Source organism: Sulfitobacter noctilucae (assembly GCF_000622365.1).
GTDB lineage: Bacteria > Pseudomonadota > Alphaproteobacteria > Rhodobacterales > Rhodobacteraceae > Sulfitobacter > Sulfitobacter noctilucae.
Window position 1 is genome coordinate 1120129 of record NZ_JASC01000014.1, and the last position, 14517, is coordinate 1134645.

General features: G+C 60.5%; 8 protein-coding genes. 3 read left to right on the top strand and 5 right to left on the bottom strand.

All coding sequences use genetic code 11. The features are described 5' to 3' along the window. Positions 1-86: 86 nt before the first annotated feature. The gene (locus Z945_RS0115595) at positions 87-1466 is read right to left on the bottom strand and encodes an aspartate aminotransferase family protein (RefSeq protein WP_037971108.1); all 1380 of its coding nucleotides are present in this window, start codon (positions 1464-1466) and stop codon (positions 87-89) included. A gap of 190 nt (positions 1467-1656) precedes the next feature. Between Z945_RS0115595 and doeA the strand changes: the two genes are divergently transcribed. The 3 genes from doeA to Z945_RS0115610 all read left to right on the top strand — a co-directional run bounded on the left by doeA (position 1657) and on the right by Z945_RS0115610 (position 4737). Beyond that, positions 1657-2841, top strand: a complete 1185-nt coding sequence (gene doeA / locus Z945_RS0115600) for an ectoine hydrolase DoeA (RefSeq protein ID WP_025053034.1) — start codon at positions 1657-1659, stop codon at positions 2839-2841. Further along, on the top strand, positions 2838-3830 hold the full coding sequence (gene doeB, locus Z945_RS0115605) for a N(2)-acetyl-L-2,4-diaminobutanoate deacetylase DoeB (RefSeq protein WP_025053035.1): 993 nt from the start codon (positions 2838-2840) through the stop codon (positions 3828-3830). Before doeA ends, doeB begins: the two co-directional genes overlap by 4 nt. Positions 3831-3960: 130 nt before the next feature. Next, a complete protein-coding gene (locus Z945_RS0115610) occupies positions 3961-4737 on the top strand; it encodes a transglutaminase-like domain-containing protein (protein ID WP_025053036.1) in 777 nt (258 codons plus the stop codon). A gap of 2 nt (positions 4738-4739) precedes the next feature. Here Z945_RS0115610 and Z945_RS0115615 read toward each other — a convergent pair whose 3' ends face one another. The 4 genes from Z945_RS0115615 to Z945_RS20130 form a co-directional block, all read right to left on the bottom strand. Then, a complete protein-coding gene (locus Z945_RS0115615; protein ID WP_025053037.1) occupies positions 4740-5618 on the bottom strand; it encodes a transglutaminase family protein in 879 nt (292 codons plus the stop codon). Between the two features lie 2 nt (positions 5619-5620). After that, positions 5621-8011 carry a circularly permuted type 2 ATP-grasp protein gene (locus Z945_RS0115620; protein ID WP_241434514.1) on the bottom strand — a complete coding sequence of 797 codons (2391 nt, stop codon included), beginning with the start codon at positions 8009-8011 and terminating at the stop codon, positions 5621-5623. Between the two features lie 15 nt (positions 8012-8026). Continuing rightward, the gene (locus Z945_RS0115625) at positions 8027-11353 is read right to left on the bottom strand and encodes a transglutaminase family protein (RefSeq protein ID WP_025053039.1); all 3327 of its coding nucleotides are present in this window, start codon (positions 11351-11353) and stop codon (positions 8027-8029) included. A gap of 186 nt (positions 11354-11539) precedes the next feature. Continuing rightward, on the bottom strand, positions 11540-14299 hold the full coding sequence (locus tag Z945_RS20130) for a vWA domain-containing protein (protein ID WP_025053040.1): 2760 nt from the start codon (positions 14297-14299) through the stop codon (positions 11540-11542). Between the last annotated feature and the right edge of the window lie 218 nt (positions 14300-14517).

The window sequence follows — 14517 nt, forward strand, 5'->3', positions numbered from 1 at the left end:
GTCAAGACAAGGACAGGGCCAAAGCGCGACCACCAAGCCGCGCTCACGCCACCTTTTACGCCTGCACGTAGCCGCTGATTGAGAACTTACCCAAGCACCTCGGCCACCGCGTCACGGGTGGCAGCCACCACGATATTGGCTTCTTCTTTGGTCAGCAAAAAGGGCGGGGCAAAACCCAGAATATCGCCCTGTGGCATGGCCCGGGCGATCACCCCCCGCTCCAGCATGGCTGCGACCACACGCGGTCCGACCTTATCGCCCGCATCGAAAAACGCACGATCTTCGCGGTCTTTGACCAATTCAACCGCGCAGAGCATTCCGGCACCGCGTACTTCGCCCACATGGGCATGATCGCCCAAAGCCTCCTGCATTGCGCTGTTCAGATAGGCACCGACACTGCCCGCATTGGCGACAAGATCAAGCCGGTCCAGCAGCTTCAGGTTCGCCACCCCCGCCGCAGCACCAATGGGATGCGCGGAATAGGTCCAGCCATGGCCGAAGGGGCCGAATTCATCTGTGCCTTGCTCCAGCACAGCCCAGACTTTGTCTGACACCACCGACCCCGACAGCGGCGCATAGGCCGAGGTCAGTCCCTTGGCGATTGTCATCAGATCAGGCCGGATGCCGTAATGATCAGACCCCATCATGGTGCCCAAGCGTCCAAAGCCGGTCACAACTTCATCTGCAATCAACAATATGTCGTGCCGGTCCAGTACCTCCTGGATCGCGGGCCAGTAGCCTTCGGGCGGCGGGACAATCCCGCCTGTGCCCAGCACCGGCTCTCCGATAAAGGCGGCGATTGTATCGGCCCCCTCGCGGGCAATCAGGGCTTCCAGCTTGGCCACGCAATCGGCAGTAAACGCGGCCTCGTCCATATCGCGGTCGGGACGGCGATAGAAATAGGGCGCTTCGGTGTGCAGCACGCCTGCCAAAGGCAGGTCAAACTTGCGGTGGAACAGATCAAGTCCAGTCAGCGAGCCGGTCATCAGTCCTGAGCCATGATAGCCGCGCCAGCGCGAGATAATTTTTTTCTTCTCGGGCCGTCCCAGCACGTTGTTGTAATACCAGACGAGTTTGATGTTGGTCTCGTTCGCATCCGACCCGCTCATCCCGTAGTAGACGTGGTTCATGCCTTCAGGAGCCCGTTCCGCAATCATCCGCGATAGGGTAATCGACGCCTCGGTCCCGTGTCCGGCGTAGGAATGGTAATAGGCCAGCTCATGCGCCTGTTCCGCGATGGCATCTGCGATCTCGGCATGGCCGTAGCCTACGTTTACGCAATAAAGACCGGCAAAAGCATCAAGCGAACGCTTGCCCTCGCGGTCGGTGATATAAACGCCTTTGGCATCTGTGATGATCCGGTTGCTGATGTCATGGCGGGCGAATTGCGCCAGATGTGTGGATGCGTGAAAGAAATGATCGTGGTCCCATTGGGTCAGCTGATCGTTGGTCAAGGCCTTGTTCATCTGTTGCTCCTTTATTCATCGCACGCGTTGGTCCTCCAAATCGCTAGTCTATTTCACCCTCTCCGACCACCCCCCAAGGCGGGGTGACACACCATTCAGAAAGACGAGCGTCAAAGACCGCTTGTCAATTGCACTCAAACGCAAGACCATTTCCAGTGGGACGCAGCCGCTGTGGTACGAGGGACAAACCATGACGACATTTGAAAAGAACTTCACCACAGCCGAGTACACCCGCCGGATCGCCAAGACCCGCGTGGCGATGGAGGCACGGGGTCTCGACGCGATTGTCGTTTGCGATCCCTCGAATATGTCCTGGCTGACGGGGTACGACGGGTGGTCCTTCTATGTCTATCAAGGGGTGATCCTGACCCATTCGGGCGATCCAGTCTGGTGGGGCCGGGCGATGGATGCGCTGGGGGCAGCGCGGACGGTCTTTATGACCGGTGCCGATCACATCCGCGGCTATGACGATACCTTTGTGCAAAACCCCGACAAACACCCGATGCAGGAACTGGCGACCCTCTTGACCGAGTTGGGATTGGAAAACGCCCGCATCGGTGTCGAGATGGACAACTATTACTATTCCGCCGCCGCCCATGTCGCACTGGCTGGCGGCCTGCCGCAGGCGACGCTGTCGGATGTAACGGGGCTGGTAAACTGGCAACGCGCCATCAAATCCGAACGCGAGATCGAATACATGCGCCGCGCGGCCCGGATCGTTGAAGCGATGCACGCCCGAATTCTTGAGCTTGCCGAACCCGGCATGCGCAAAAATGATCTGATCGCCGAAATTTATGCCACCGGCATCCGGGGGGCGGACGGGTTCTGGGGCGATTACCCGGCCATTGTGCCGATGGCACCTTCGGGACTGGATGCAACCGCGCCCCACCTGACATGGGATGACCGTCCGATGCAGACTGGGGAGGCCACGTTTTTCGAGATCGCAGGCGCGCACCGCCGCTATCAATGTCCGCAATCGCGCACGCTGTTTCTGGGCGAAGTACCGCAAAAGTTTCGGGATGCCGAAAACGCCGTGCTGGACGCGATCGAAGCGGGGCTTGCGCAGGCCAAACCGGGCAATCAGGCCCAGGACATCGCCAATGCCTTCAATGCCACACTCAACAAGGCCGGCTTTAGCAAGGACAGCCGCTGTGGCTATGCCATAGGCATCAGCTATCCCCCCGATTGGGGCGAACGAACGATCTCTTTCCGGCGTGGCGACACCACGGTTCTGGAACCCGGCATGACCTTTCATTTCATGCCTGCGCTCTGGCTTGACGACGGCGGACTTGAGATTACGGAGCCTATTCTGATCACCGAAGAGGGCTTTGAGTGCCTATGCACAACGCCCCGTGAACTATGGGTAAAAGCATGACCGACAACCCCATCAAACCGACTATTCCACTGGATGTGGAGGGTGTGCATCACGGTTTCCTGAAACTCCCTCACAGTCGCAATGACAGTGCATGGGGCTCTGTCATGGTGCCTATCACGGTGATTGCAAACGGGCAGGGGCCGACGGCGCTGCTGACAGGCGCGAACCACGGCGATGAATACGAGGGACCGATTGCCCTGCAAGAACTTGCGGCCACCCTGTCGGCAGAAGACGTCACCGGGCGGGTCATCATTCTGCCGATGATGAACCAGCCTGCCTTTGCCGCTGGCACCCGTTGTTCGCCCATTGACGGGGCCAATATGAACCGCAGTTTTCCGGGTCGTCCGGATGGGACCGTGACGCAAAAGCTGTGCCACTACATTGCCACGCAATTGGTGCCACTGGCCGATCTGGTTCTGGATTTCCATTCAGGCGGCAAGACGTTGGATTTCCTGCCGTTCGCCGCTGCTCATGTGCTGGATGATAAGGAACAAGAGGCCGCCTGCATGGCGGCGATGCAAGCTTTCAACGCGCCGTTTTCCGTTCGCATGTTGGAGATCGACAATGTCGGCATGTTCGACACCGAGGTAGAGCGTCAGGGCAAGGTCTTTGTCACCACCGAACTGGGTGGCGCAGGCACCGCCACCGCCCGGAGCGTGGCGATTGCCCGCAAAGGCATCCGCAATCTGCTGATCCATGCGGGCATTACCCAAGGTGAGGTCGACAGCGCCCCCAGCGCCCAGCTCGACATGCCCGATGACAGCTGTTTCGCCTTTGCAGAAGAGGCGGGGTTGGTCGAATACCTGCATGATCTTGGCGCTGACGTTGCGAAAGGGCAAGCTATCGCGCGAATATGGCCTGCAGACCGCAGTGGCGTTGCACCCTGCTTGTGCACAGCACAGCGGGACGGCGTTCTGACCGCACGGCATATTCCGGGATTAATCAAGATCGGCGACTGCCTTGCACTGGTGGCAAGCCGCACTAGCTAAGGATTGTCGACGCGCAGCTGACACCCCCCCGGACAAATCGCTTTGCGGTTGTCGAAGTGTTTCGCTACGGGAAGGCAAGGCCCGCGATCACACCCCACAGGCTCTCCACCCCCTTACCCGGAGTTATTCCATGTTGCTCGATGTAACAGTGTCTCTTGTCTATGCTGCGCTGCAGGCCTGCGATGCGCTTTTGCAAATCGAACCTACCACCGACAGCGCACAACGCTGCGATGATCCGCGTTTCCTGCTGATGTCAGGAACGGATGTGCGGATGTTCGAGGGGGAAGATACCGTTGGTATGCGCAGATGGATTTCGGTCAAAAACCAGCTGGACTGCCAGTACAAAGCTCAATTCGAGGTCAGCCGCACCGCTGCCGATCTAAGTGCGCTCGAAGAAACCCCGCGTCATCAACTGGCCGGTTCCGTGATCCAGTATCTGATGCCCTCGCGGTACTGCCAATCCGACCTTTTCCTTGATTTCACCGCCAGTCAGTTCGGTGGGCTGTCGGGCGGCGCGCGGGTGATGGCCATGCGCGACTGGGTGGCGCAGAATCTGACCTATGACAATTCCGTCAGCGATGCGGGTACCACGGCAACAGACAGTTTCTCCGCCCTGCGCGGGGTCTGCCGCGACTATGCCCATGTGCTGATTTCCTTGCTGCGTGCCGCAGGCGTTCCGGCGCGTTTTGTGAGTGCCTATGGGCCGGATGTGACACCGCAGGATTTCCACGCGGTGGTCGAGGTATTCCTTGAGGGAGCCTGGCATTTGCTCGATCCGACCGATATGGCCGCACCGGACGAAATTGTGCGCATATGCGTTGGACGTGACGCAGCCGATGCGTCATTTCTGACCTCATACGGCGCGTTGAACTTGCAAGAACAATCCGTCGATGTGCAGCGTGCCTGACCCTAGCTGACGATTGCCACGTCAACGGCTTGCGTATTCTTCTGCCCCCCAGAGGATCGCAAGTGACCGCGCACCGGCGAGACATCAGAATAGTCTCGCCCGTATCCGGCAACAATATGGTCACTCCCCACCAAAGTTGCATTGGTGGGGTCATACTCGATCCAGCCCTGATCCGGCCCGCACCATGCCCGCACCCAGGCATGCATCGCATCCGCGCCCTCAAGCTTGACACCGCCCGGCGGAGGCAAGGTGCGCAAATACCCGCTGACATACCCTGCTGGAACGCCGAGCGCCTGCAAGGCAAGGATCATGATGTGGGTAAAATCCTGGCACACGCCCCGGCGCAACCGAAAGGCCTCCGCCGCATCGGTATCCACCGTGGTCGCAGCAGCGTCGAAGGTCATGGCATCATGAAGGGCTTTGCCGATCCTGATTACATGATCCGCCGTACTAGCATTTGGATCAAAAAGGTCGCGGGCAAACTCCTGGATCGACGTATTGGCTTTCAGGCGCGGGGTTGGCCCGAGAAAATGCAGCGGCGAGCCGGAGCTGAGGTCGGTCAGTTGGTCATGTATTTTGCGCAAATAGGCCAAATCTGGTGACAGGTCCTGCCATTTCGGCGGGGGCAGCATTTCTACATGGCACGAAAGCCGGATCGACATCTCTGCGTGTCTGTCGCCATGGCTACATGTCATGACCGCATTGCCAAAAAAGTCGACTGCATCGCGGCGTTCGTCCGGCTCGGGCGAAACCTCAAGCAGATGGGTTGTCAACTTCTGCCGCCGCGCAAGCGTTCTGGGCAACACCCGCACCAGATGGCGGCTGTTGGCTGCGGGGTGATGATAGTAATGCGCGATGGTCAGGCGGATGCTGTAGATCATGGTCAGGCCAGATGCGAAGCATTCAGGGCGTCCGAAATGGCCCAGATGTCGTGTTTGACCTCTTTCAACATATCGGGCGAAATCTCGGAGGCGGTACTGGTCGCCAGATGCGTATCCAGCAACAGAATTTGCCGTGCGACACGGCTCATAACATGGCCCTCGACTTGCGCAGGCAGATTAGCAATGTGATCCTTGGTGCGGCTGATGTGATAGCGTACCGCCCTTGGATTCTGCGGATCAAGTGCCAGCAGGTTTGCAACCGACGCAGGCGATGCGGCGATTTGGAAACGGGTCCGGTGCGATACGATGCTGTCCCCGATCTCCAATGCCAGATCAAGTGCGCCAAGGGTGCGGTCCGCAGACAGACAGGCCGCCAGTAAATCGCACATATTTGCCGCGCGCTCCAACGAGATGCCGATACTCAGAAACCGCCAGCCGTCAGAACGGTACATATTCTCGTGCACAAGCCCGGCAAACCCTGTGATCTGGCGCAGCAGACTGCTGATCTCGACAGGCGTATCGTCCAGCGCGACCGGCCGCGCATCAAGCGCCTTGGCATGGCTGACAAGGCCGCGTAGGGCCATCATCCCGTCTGGCGAAAACCGGTCACTGATCCTTAAGGCCGATTGCAGCGCCAGCGCCAACGGTTCGCCAAATTGGGCGGCAATATCAGTCGCATTGGGTGCCACGCCGCCCAGCAGTTGCTTGCGCATAAAGGTCGGGCTGTTCCCGCTATGCTCGATCCCATCCGCGATCCGCGCGAAATACGCACGGAAGATGCGCATATTGTGCTCGGCGCGCTCCACATAGCGGCCCGTCCAGAACAAATTGTCGGCCGCACGGCTGGGCAGCACGTCATGGGTCAGACTACGGGTCACCGCGTTCTTCGAAACCGACAGTAAGCTCGGCGTCTCAACTTTCTTTGCGCTGGTGACCCAGACATCCGACACCAGACCACCACGCTGCATCGCAAGCGCCTTGGCATCACTGCCCGCGCTGATCCGCGCATAGCCGCCGGGCATTACAGCCCATCCGTCTTCTGTGCGTCCGAGGGAAATGCGGATACACATCGGGCGCGGCACCAAGCGCCCGTCCTCCCAGACTGGCGTCGTCGACAACGTTACGGCCTCTTGCCCGACAAGGTTATGCCCGTTGTCCTTCATCAAGTCAGCAAGCCGCTGCTTGCCGGGGCCATCGCCGGACTGACCAAAATGCGTCGTATGCGGGTCTGCCATCAAGGGCACGGTAGAGAATGCATCCCCCACCATCATCCGGTCGCTGTTGGCGACGACGTGATCGCGTTGGCTGTCCTGCCCGCACCACCATGTCGCGATATTGGGCAGCGCAAGGGCACGCCCCAGATGCGCCCGTGCGATGCGGGGAAAGAACGCCATCAAAGCACGGGTTTCCAGCACACCTGCGCCGACCATATTCACAGTCTTCAATGCACCGCTGCGGATCGCATCAACCAGACCGGCGGTGCCCAACATCGAGGTCGGGTCAAGCTCCAAAGGATCGAACATACTGCTGGGCAGGCGGCTCCAGAGCAGGCTTACGGGTTTCGGCCCCGCAACGGTGCGCACCATGGCCTTGCCATCCTTGACGATCAGGTCTTCGCCTTCGACGAGTAACAGGCCCAGATATCGCGCCAGATAGGAATGTTCGGCGTAATTCTGGTTCATGGTGCCGGGCGACAGCAGCGCCACCTCGCCATCCGTGCGGCCTTTGATATCCATCAACTGCTGCTGGAAACTCTGGAAGAACCCGGCAAGGCGCAGGATGTTGGCCCGCGCAAAGAAATTGGGGAAAACGCGACTGGTGGCGATCCGGTTCTCGATGGCAAAGCCCACGGTCGAGGGGGCCTCGACCAGATCGCTGATTACCCACCATTTACCATCCGGCCCGCGGCCAATCTCGAACGACAGACTGTTCAGCAAATGCTCCGCATTTTTGCCGGCACCCACCATCGGGCGCAGCCACGCGGGGTTCTGGCTCAGCAGTTTGGCGGGCAATTGACCATTGGCGACCAATTCATTGTCACCATAAAAATCCCGCAAGACATATTCCAGCAGGTTCGCCCGTTCGATCAGACCTTCCGAGATGACCTTCCATTCGTCTTCGCCCAGGATCACGGGCACATGGCTGAACGGCCATTCGCGCTCGGTTGACAGGGAATCGTCGTATTGGCGAAACAGCACACCCGCATCGCGCAGATACTGATCGCCCCGCGAAAACCGCGTTGTCAACGCATCGGGGGATAGGTTGCTGAGATGATCATAAAACGCCGCCCAGACCGGCTTGACCGTGCCGTCCGGGAACAGCATTTCATCGTTTGGCGCAGCCCCATAAGAGGCCAATAGCGGCGGCCCGCTTTGGCGGGGTTGTGAAGACATCGACGGGGGCATCGCCTAAAGGCCCGCCCTGCGGCGCAGATCCAAAGTCATCGGGAATTCCGGATGGGGCCGCTCGGGGACGGGCGGCGTTGTGCCGGGGGTGTGTCCCATTTTCTCAAACCTGCTCAAGCGTCGCGCCTCTGCTTCATTGCCATTGACGGGGAAGGTATCGAAATTGCGTCCGCCGGGATGCGCGACATGATAGCGGCATCCGCCTAAAGACGCACCCGTCCATGCGTCAAAGATATCAAAGGTCAGCGGCGCATCCACTTCAAGCACCGGATGCAGCGACATCGCAGGCTTCCAAGCCTTATAGCGCACACCGCCCACCTGCGTGCCATTGGCCGCGGTGGTCGTCATCGGCACGCAGCGTTGGTTGGCCGTCACGCGGTAGCGGTCGGGGTTGGCCCCTCGCAGCGTGACCTGCAACCGCTCGGTCGAACTGTCGGTATAGCGCACCGTGCCACCGATCGCACCGGTTTCCCCCATGACATGCCAAGGCTCCAGCGCCTGACGCAGCTCAAGGGTGATGCCCTCATAGGTGACCTCGCCGCAGAAGGGGAAGCGGAACTCGGCCTGTGCCTTGAACCAATCAGGGTCAAACGTCATGCCGTGACCCCGCAGATCGCCCAGCACCTCAAGGAAATCTTCCCAGATGAACGCAGGCAGCATGAAGCGGTCGTGCAGCGTGGTGCCCCAGCGGGTCAGATTGCCGCTGATCGGGTTTTCCCAGCACCTCGCGATGATGGCACGCAGCAGCAACTGCTGCGCAAGGCTCATGCGCGGGTTGGGCGGCATCTCGAAGCCCCGGAATTCGACCAGACCCAGACGCCCCGTCGGCCCATCGGGCGAAAACAGCTTGTCGATGCAAATCTCTGTCCGGTGGGTGTTGCCGGTCACGTCAATCAGCGCGTTGCGCAGCAGCCGGTCGGTCAGCCAGGGCGGCGGAGGTGTGCCATCAGCCGGAGGCCAGATCTGGTCCAGCGCAATTTCCAGCTCGTACAGCCCGTCATGCCGCGCCTCGTCGATGCGCGGCGCCTGCGATGTGGGGCCCACGAAAGTGCCGGCAAAGAGATAGGACAGGCTGGGATGGCGCTGCCAGAACAGGATCAGGCTTTTCAGCAGATCAGGACGGCGCAGAAACGGGCTGTCGCCGGGGGTGGCCCCGCCCACCACCACATGATTGCCACCGCCCGTACCGGTATGGCGGCCATCGGTCATGAATTTATCGGTGCCCAAACGGCATTGCCGCGCCTCGTCATAGACGGTTTGGGTCGTGTTTACACATTCGTCCCAGCTGGCAGCGGGGTGGATGTTCACCTCGATCACGCCGGGATCAGGCGCGATGCGCATCACCTCGACACGGGGGTCATGAGGTGGCGCGTATCCTTCGATCAGCACCTTGTGACCGATGGTTTTGGCCGCGCCTTCAACGGCTGCAATCAGCTCCAGATAATCTTCAAGCGTCTCGACCGGCGGCATGAAGACACACAGACGCCCGTCGCGAGGCTCTACCGATATGGCGGTGCGTACCCGTCCATTCAGGTCACCAAGCGTTTGCTCCACCCGTTCTTGGCCTGCCGTGGATTCAGTCCGCTGGGCCACGGGCTGAGCAGGCGTTTCAACAGCTGGTGCTTCGGGAGGGGCTGCGGGCAGGGGCGCACGCGGCTCCGTGGGGTCTTGCGGCACGATGAAGGGATAGTCGGTTTCCGGCACATGGGGCAGGGTGCCCAGCGGCAAGCGGTAGCCCACCGGACTGTCCCCCGCGACCAAGTAGACTTTGCCTCGACGCAATTCCCAAACTTCGGACAGCCAGCGGCTGGCGGCCCGGGCCTGCCAGCGCTGCACCGGCAGCACATAGCCCGCAGGCGTGGTCAGCCCGTGCTCGAACACCCGGGCGATACGCGCGCGTTCTTCAGGATCAGCGAGTTTGGAGTTTTCGGGCGTCACATTGGCGGGCAAGTTACCTTCCTTGATGATCCACTCGGCGGGGTCTTCATAGGCGGGCAGCACGTTTTGCGCAGGCACCTCAAGTCGCTCGGCAATGGCGCTGAGCAGGGCTTGGGCGTCCTCTGGACCCACATCTTCGCGGGTGTCTTCCTGTGCCAGCAGATCGGGATCGCGCCAAATGGGCTGTCCATCCTTGCGCCAGTAGAGCGAGAAGGTCCAGCGCGGCAAAGTCTCGCCCGGATACCACTTGCCCTGCCCGTAGTGCAGCAGCCCGCCGGTAGAGAACTTGCCCTGCAGGCGACGCATCAGCTTGTCGGCCAGACCGCGTTTGGCTGGGCCAACCGCGTCGGAATTCCACTCCGCACTCTCGAAATCGTCAATCGACACAAAGGTCGGCTCGCCACCCATGGTCAGGCGCACATCGCCAGCCTCGAGCCGCTTGTCGACATCCTTGCCAAGCGTGTTCAGCGCCTCCCATGCGTCGTCAGAAAACGGCCTGGTGATGCGCGGATGCTCGGCGGTGCGGGTCACCTGCATGTCGAAGGAAAAGTCCACATCCGCCGCACTCGCCACGCCAGAGATCGGCGCGGCATGTCGGTAGTGCGGCGTGGCCGCCAGCGGGATATGGCTTTCACCTGCCAAAAGGCCCGAAGTCGGGTCAAGCCCGACCCAGCCCGCGCCTGGCAGATAGGCCTCGACCCAGGCGTGCAGATCGGTGAAATCCTTGTCTGTGCCCGCAGGACCATCGAGCGCGACCAGATCAGGTTTCAGCTGGATCAAGTAGCCCGAGACAAAACGCGCCGCGATCCCGAGGTTGCGCAGCACCTGCACCAGCAGCCAGCTGGTGTCGCGGCACGACCCCGCCGCGCGGCCCAGCGTTGTCTCGGCGGTTTGCACCCCGGGTTCCATGCGTATCTCGTAATTTATTTCCTGGGACAAGCGCATGTTCAGCCCGACCAGAAAATCAATTGTGACCATCGGCTCACGCGGGACGGTTTGCAGAAAGCTCTCAAGCAGGGGGCCGACAGGATCACGGGCCAGATAGATGCTCAGGTCCGGCGCAATGTCATCGTCATAGGAGAAGGGAAATTCCTTGGCGCTGTCCTCAACAAAGAAATCGAACGGATTATAGACGGACATATCCGCCACCAGATCGACCTCGATCTTGAACTCACGCACCGGTTCGGGAAAGACAAAACGCGCCAGCCAGTTGCCATAGGGGTCTTGCTGGTGGTTTACAAAATGCGCCGAGGGCGAGACCGTCAGGCTGTGCGAGATCACCCGCGTGCGCGAATGCGGCGCAGGCCGCAAGCGAATGGACTGCGGGCCAAGCGTGACGGGCCGGTCGTATTTGTAGTGGGTCAGATGGTAGATGCTGGCGGTGATGGACATAAGGGTCCTCCTTGCCTTCACTATGAAGAGCGTGCCGCATTGCAGCAACCGTCAATTCGGTCGCAGCGCCGCGCGCAGACCAAACCGCCTGCTTTTGCGGCAGCACCCATTCAGATCAGGTATCAGCGGCGCGCAGACAGGGGCAGGGCGCATCGCGATAGATCTGACGCCCTGCCACTCGCGGGCCTACTGAAGTGTCAGAGGCCGTTCCGCGATGATCACCCGGTCCTTCCCGGCGAAGTACTTGATCGCGTAGTCTCCGGGCTCATCCGGTAAGGTGATCGTCAGGACCGCGCCATCTGCCGTGGCACCGTTGGCCTTCCACTGTCCCGAACCGCCCGCTCCGGCCTTGCCGATCCCGATATAGTCGCTGGCGTAGTTGGGGCCGGTCCATGCCACTTCGATGGTCGATCCTGCCGCTGCTGTGGCTGGCGCATTCAGCGTGGCTGCGGGTGTCGTGACCGAGACAGGCACGCTCATCACCGGCGTATTGCGTTGGTCGAGGAAGTATTTCACCACATAATCACCGCCCGCCGTGGGCACCGTCAGACGGGCCGGTGAGCCATCAGCCGTGGGGACATAGGACTTCCACTGTGCAGACCCGCTTTTGCCTTTCAGACCGATGCCGATGAAATCACCAGGGTGATCAGGTCCGGTCCACGGAATATCGACCGTGGTGCCGCCCAGCATCACCGAAGGAACCTCCATCGTGACTTCAGCGGGCGTCAAGGTGATCGGCACCTCAAAGAGCGGTGTGTTCCTTTGATCAAGGAAGTACTTGATTACATAGTCACCGGGGGCCGCCGGTGTCAGCAGTTGCAGGGGCGATCCTTCGGACGTGGGGGTGTAGTTACGCCATTGACCCGACCCGCTTTGGCCGACGCGGCCGATGCCGATGAAATCGCCGGGCGTATCGGGTCCGGACCAAGAGACTTCGATCATGCGGCTCACTTCGGCGCTTGCCGGGGCGGTGACGTTGACGACCGGTTCCCGCAGGGTGATGGGCACCTCGAACAGCGGCGTGTTGCCCTGATCAAGGAAATACTTGATCATATAGTCGCCCGGCTTTGATGGTGTCATAAGCTGCAAAGGGTTGCCGTTCGCCGTGGGCGTATAGTTCAGCCACTGCGCCGACCCGCTTTTGCCCACCAATCCGATACCGATGAAATCGCCCGGCGTGTCCGGCCCAGTCCAGGCCACTTCGATCATCTGGCTCACATCTGCTTCTGCAGGCGCAGTGACGCTGACCTGTGGCTCGGTCACGGTGATCGCGACCTCCATTGCGGGCCAGTTTTCCTGATCAAGGAAATATTTGATCAGGTAGTCACCCGGCTGCGATGGCGCGCGCAGTTGCAACGGATTGCCTTCAGCCGTTGGCGTGAAGTTCTTCCACTGCGCCGATCCACTGCTGCCGACAGGGCCGATACCAAGGAAATCACCGGCGTAATCGGGGCCGGTCCAGGAAACCTCGAACATCTCGCTGACGCTGACCTCGGAGGGTGCGTTCAGGGTGATCTGAGCCGGGGTCACCTCGATGGGCACAAAGCCCAGAACACTGCGGGTCGCCGCATCGAAATAGCTGATGTGATACTGGCCCGGTTCCGGCGGCACCAGCAGGCTGAGGGGCGACCCTTCGGCCACAGGAGCGAAGTTGCGCCACTGGGCCGATCCGCCCGCACCCGCCTTGCCGATGCCAATGTAATCATCCGCACTTGCAGGGCCGTTCCAGACAACCTCAATCGTTGACCCCACCACGGCAGAGGCCGGTGCCCCGATCGACGCCGTTATCGCGGGTGGCTCGAACACCACGGTGATCTCGCGGGGGTCGGCCGTAACGATAAATTGGCGCGGTTCGGAGGCTTTTTCCTGTTCGGCCCAATAGGCAGTGACGGTATGAGAGCCCTGTGCCAACAATGTGGCCAGCGGGTTGACCATTTCTTCGTCGATGATGGTACCTTCCGTTTCGGAGGTGATGGTCCAGAAGACAGGGGTTTCGATCAATGCGCCATTTTCGGTGCCGATGACAGCGCGAAAGCTCACTTCGGCGGGGTCGGGGGCTGGTTCGGGAAAGACCACCTCAATCCGCTGTCCCTGATCCGCTTCAAGAGCGGCGACATCAAAGGTCGCCTGCGCCTGCGCGCCGTCGCTTTCACGGATGCCGGTCACATCATAGCCGCCAGCGACCAGATCCATAGCAAAGCCCGGACCGGCACCATCGTAATTTGCGCCCGTCTGAGGCTGGATGTTCCAGCGCACAGGCTCCGTGATCTCGGCACCACCGGGGGCCAGCACGCCGACAAGCTGTACGGTTTGCGGCGCATAGACAGGCTCGGCCACCATAGTCGTCAGCGCGGTCGCCAATTCAGACGCATTGGCGGCGGTAAAGAACTGCCCGCCGGTTTCGCCTGCAAGGCATTGCATCTGCGCGAGTGCTGCGGGGTCAGTCACATCAAAGCCCACCACATGGGCGGTAAAATCAATTCCTGCTTCTTCCAGGGCGCGTGCCGCCGCGCATGGATCGGGGTTGCAGGTCTCGATCCCGTCCGAGACAAGGATCACGGTTGCGGCTTCTTCGGTATACCGCAACGCCTTTGCAGCCGCGATGATCGCATCGGTCATGGGAGTCTTGCCGCGCGGATTGATGTCCTCCACAGCCGTGCGGATCTGGTTCATCGTGCCGGGTCCGGGGGCAACGACGATTTCAATATCCGCACAATTGCCGCGCTCGCGGTGACCATAGACTGTCAGCCCCAGATTCTGGTCGCTTGGAAAGGTGTCCAGCAGATCGCCCACCACGTCACGGGCGATGACGATCTTGTTGACGCCATCAATCTGACCCCACATTGATCCGGATCCATCCATCACAAGGATCGTATTTGCGGTGTTCTGCGCCGGCGCAGCAGAGGCCAGCGCGATGAAAAGGGCTGAAGCAAGCAGGCGAAGCATAGAGCCTCCGATATGGGAAATGAAAAAATTAATAGTGAAAAGATAAACCGAACGCGCCGCAGGTGACCAGAGCCGTTTTGGGGTTTGTCCGGCAATCACTGGTAAGGACGGGCACAGCCGCTCGAGGATGCACGGCTTTGCGCAATCAACGGGACCGAACCCTGCGCGTTGCTTTTGGGCCACCGGGCCGCGTGCAAAAGCGTTCTAAACGGATACCG

Excerpts from the sequence above, each read along its gene's own strand:
- Z945_RS0115595 (WP_037971108.1), bottom strand. The coding sequence starts at position 1,466 with ATGAACAAGGCCTTGACCAACGATCAGCTGACCCAATGGGACCACGAT.
- doeA (WP_025053034.1), top strand. The coding sequence starts at position 1,657 with ATGACGACATTTGAAAAGAACTTCACCACAGCCGAGTACACCCGCCGG.
- doeB (WP_025053035.1), top strand. The coding sequence starts at position 2,838 with ATGACCGACAACCCCATCAAACCGACTATTCCACTGGATGTGGAGGGT.
- Z945_RS0115610 (WP_025053036.1), top strand. The coding sequence starts at position 3,961 with ATGTTGCTCGATGTAACAGTGTCTCTTGTCTATGCTGCGCTGCAGGCC.
- Z945_RS0115615 (WP_025053037.1), bottom strand. The coding sequence starts at position 5,618 with ATGATCTACAGCATCCGCCTGACCATCGCGCATTACTATCATCACCCC.
- Z945_RS0115620 (WP_241434514.1), bottom strand. The coding sequence starts at position 8,011 with ATGTCTTCACAACCCCGCCAAAGCGGGCCGCCGCTATTGGCCTCTTAT.
- Z945_RS0115625 (WP_025053039.1), bottom strand. The coding sequence starts at position 11,353 with ATGTCCATCACCGCCAGCATCTACCATCTGACCCACTACAAATACGAC.
- Z945_RS20130 (WP_025053040.1), bottom strand. The coding sequence starts at position 14,299 with ATGCTTCGCCTGCTTGCTTCAGCCCTTTTCATCGCGCTGGCCTCTGCT.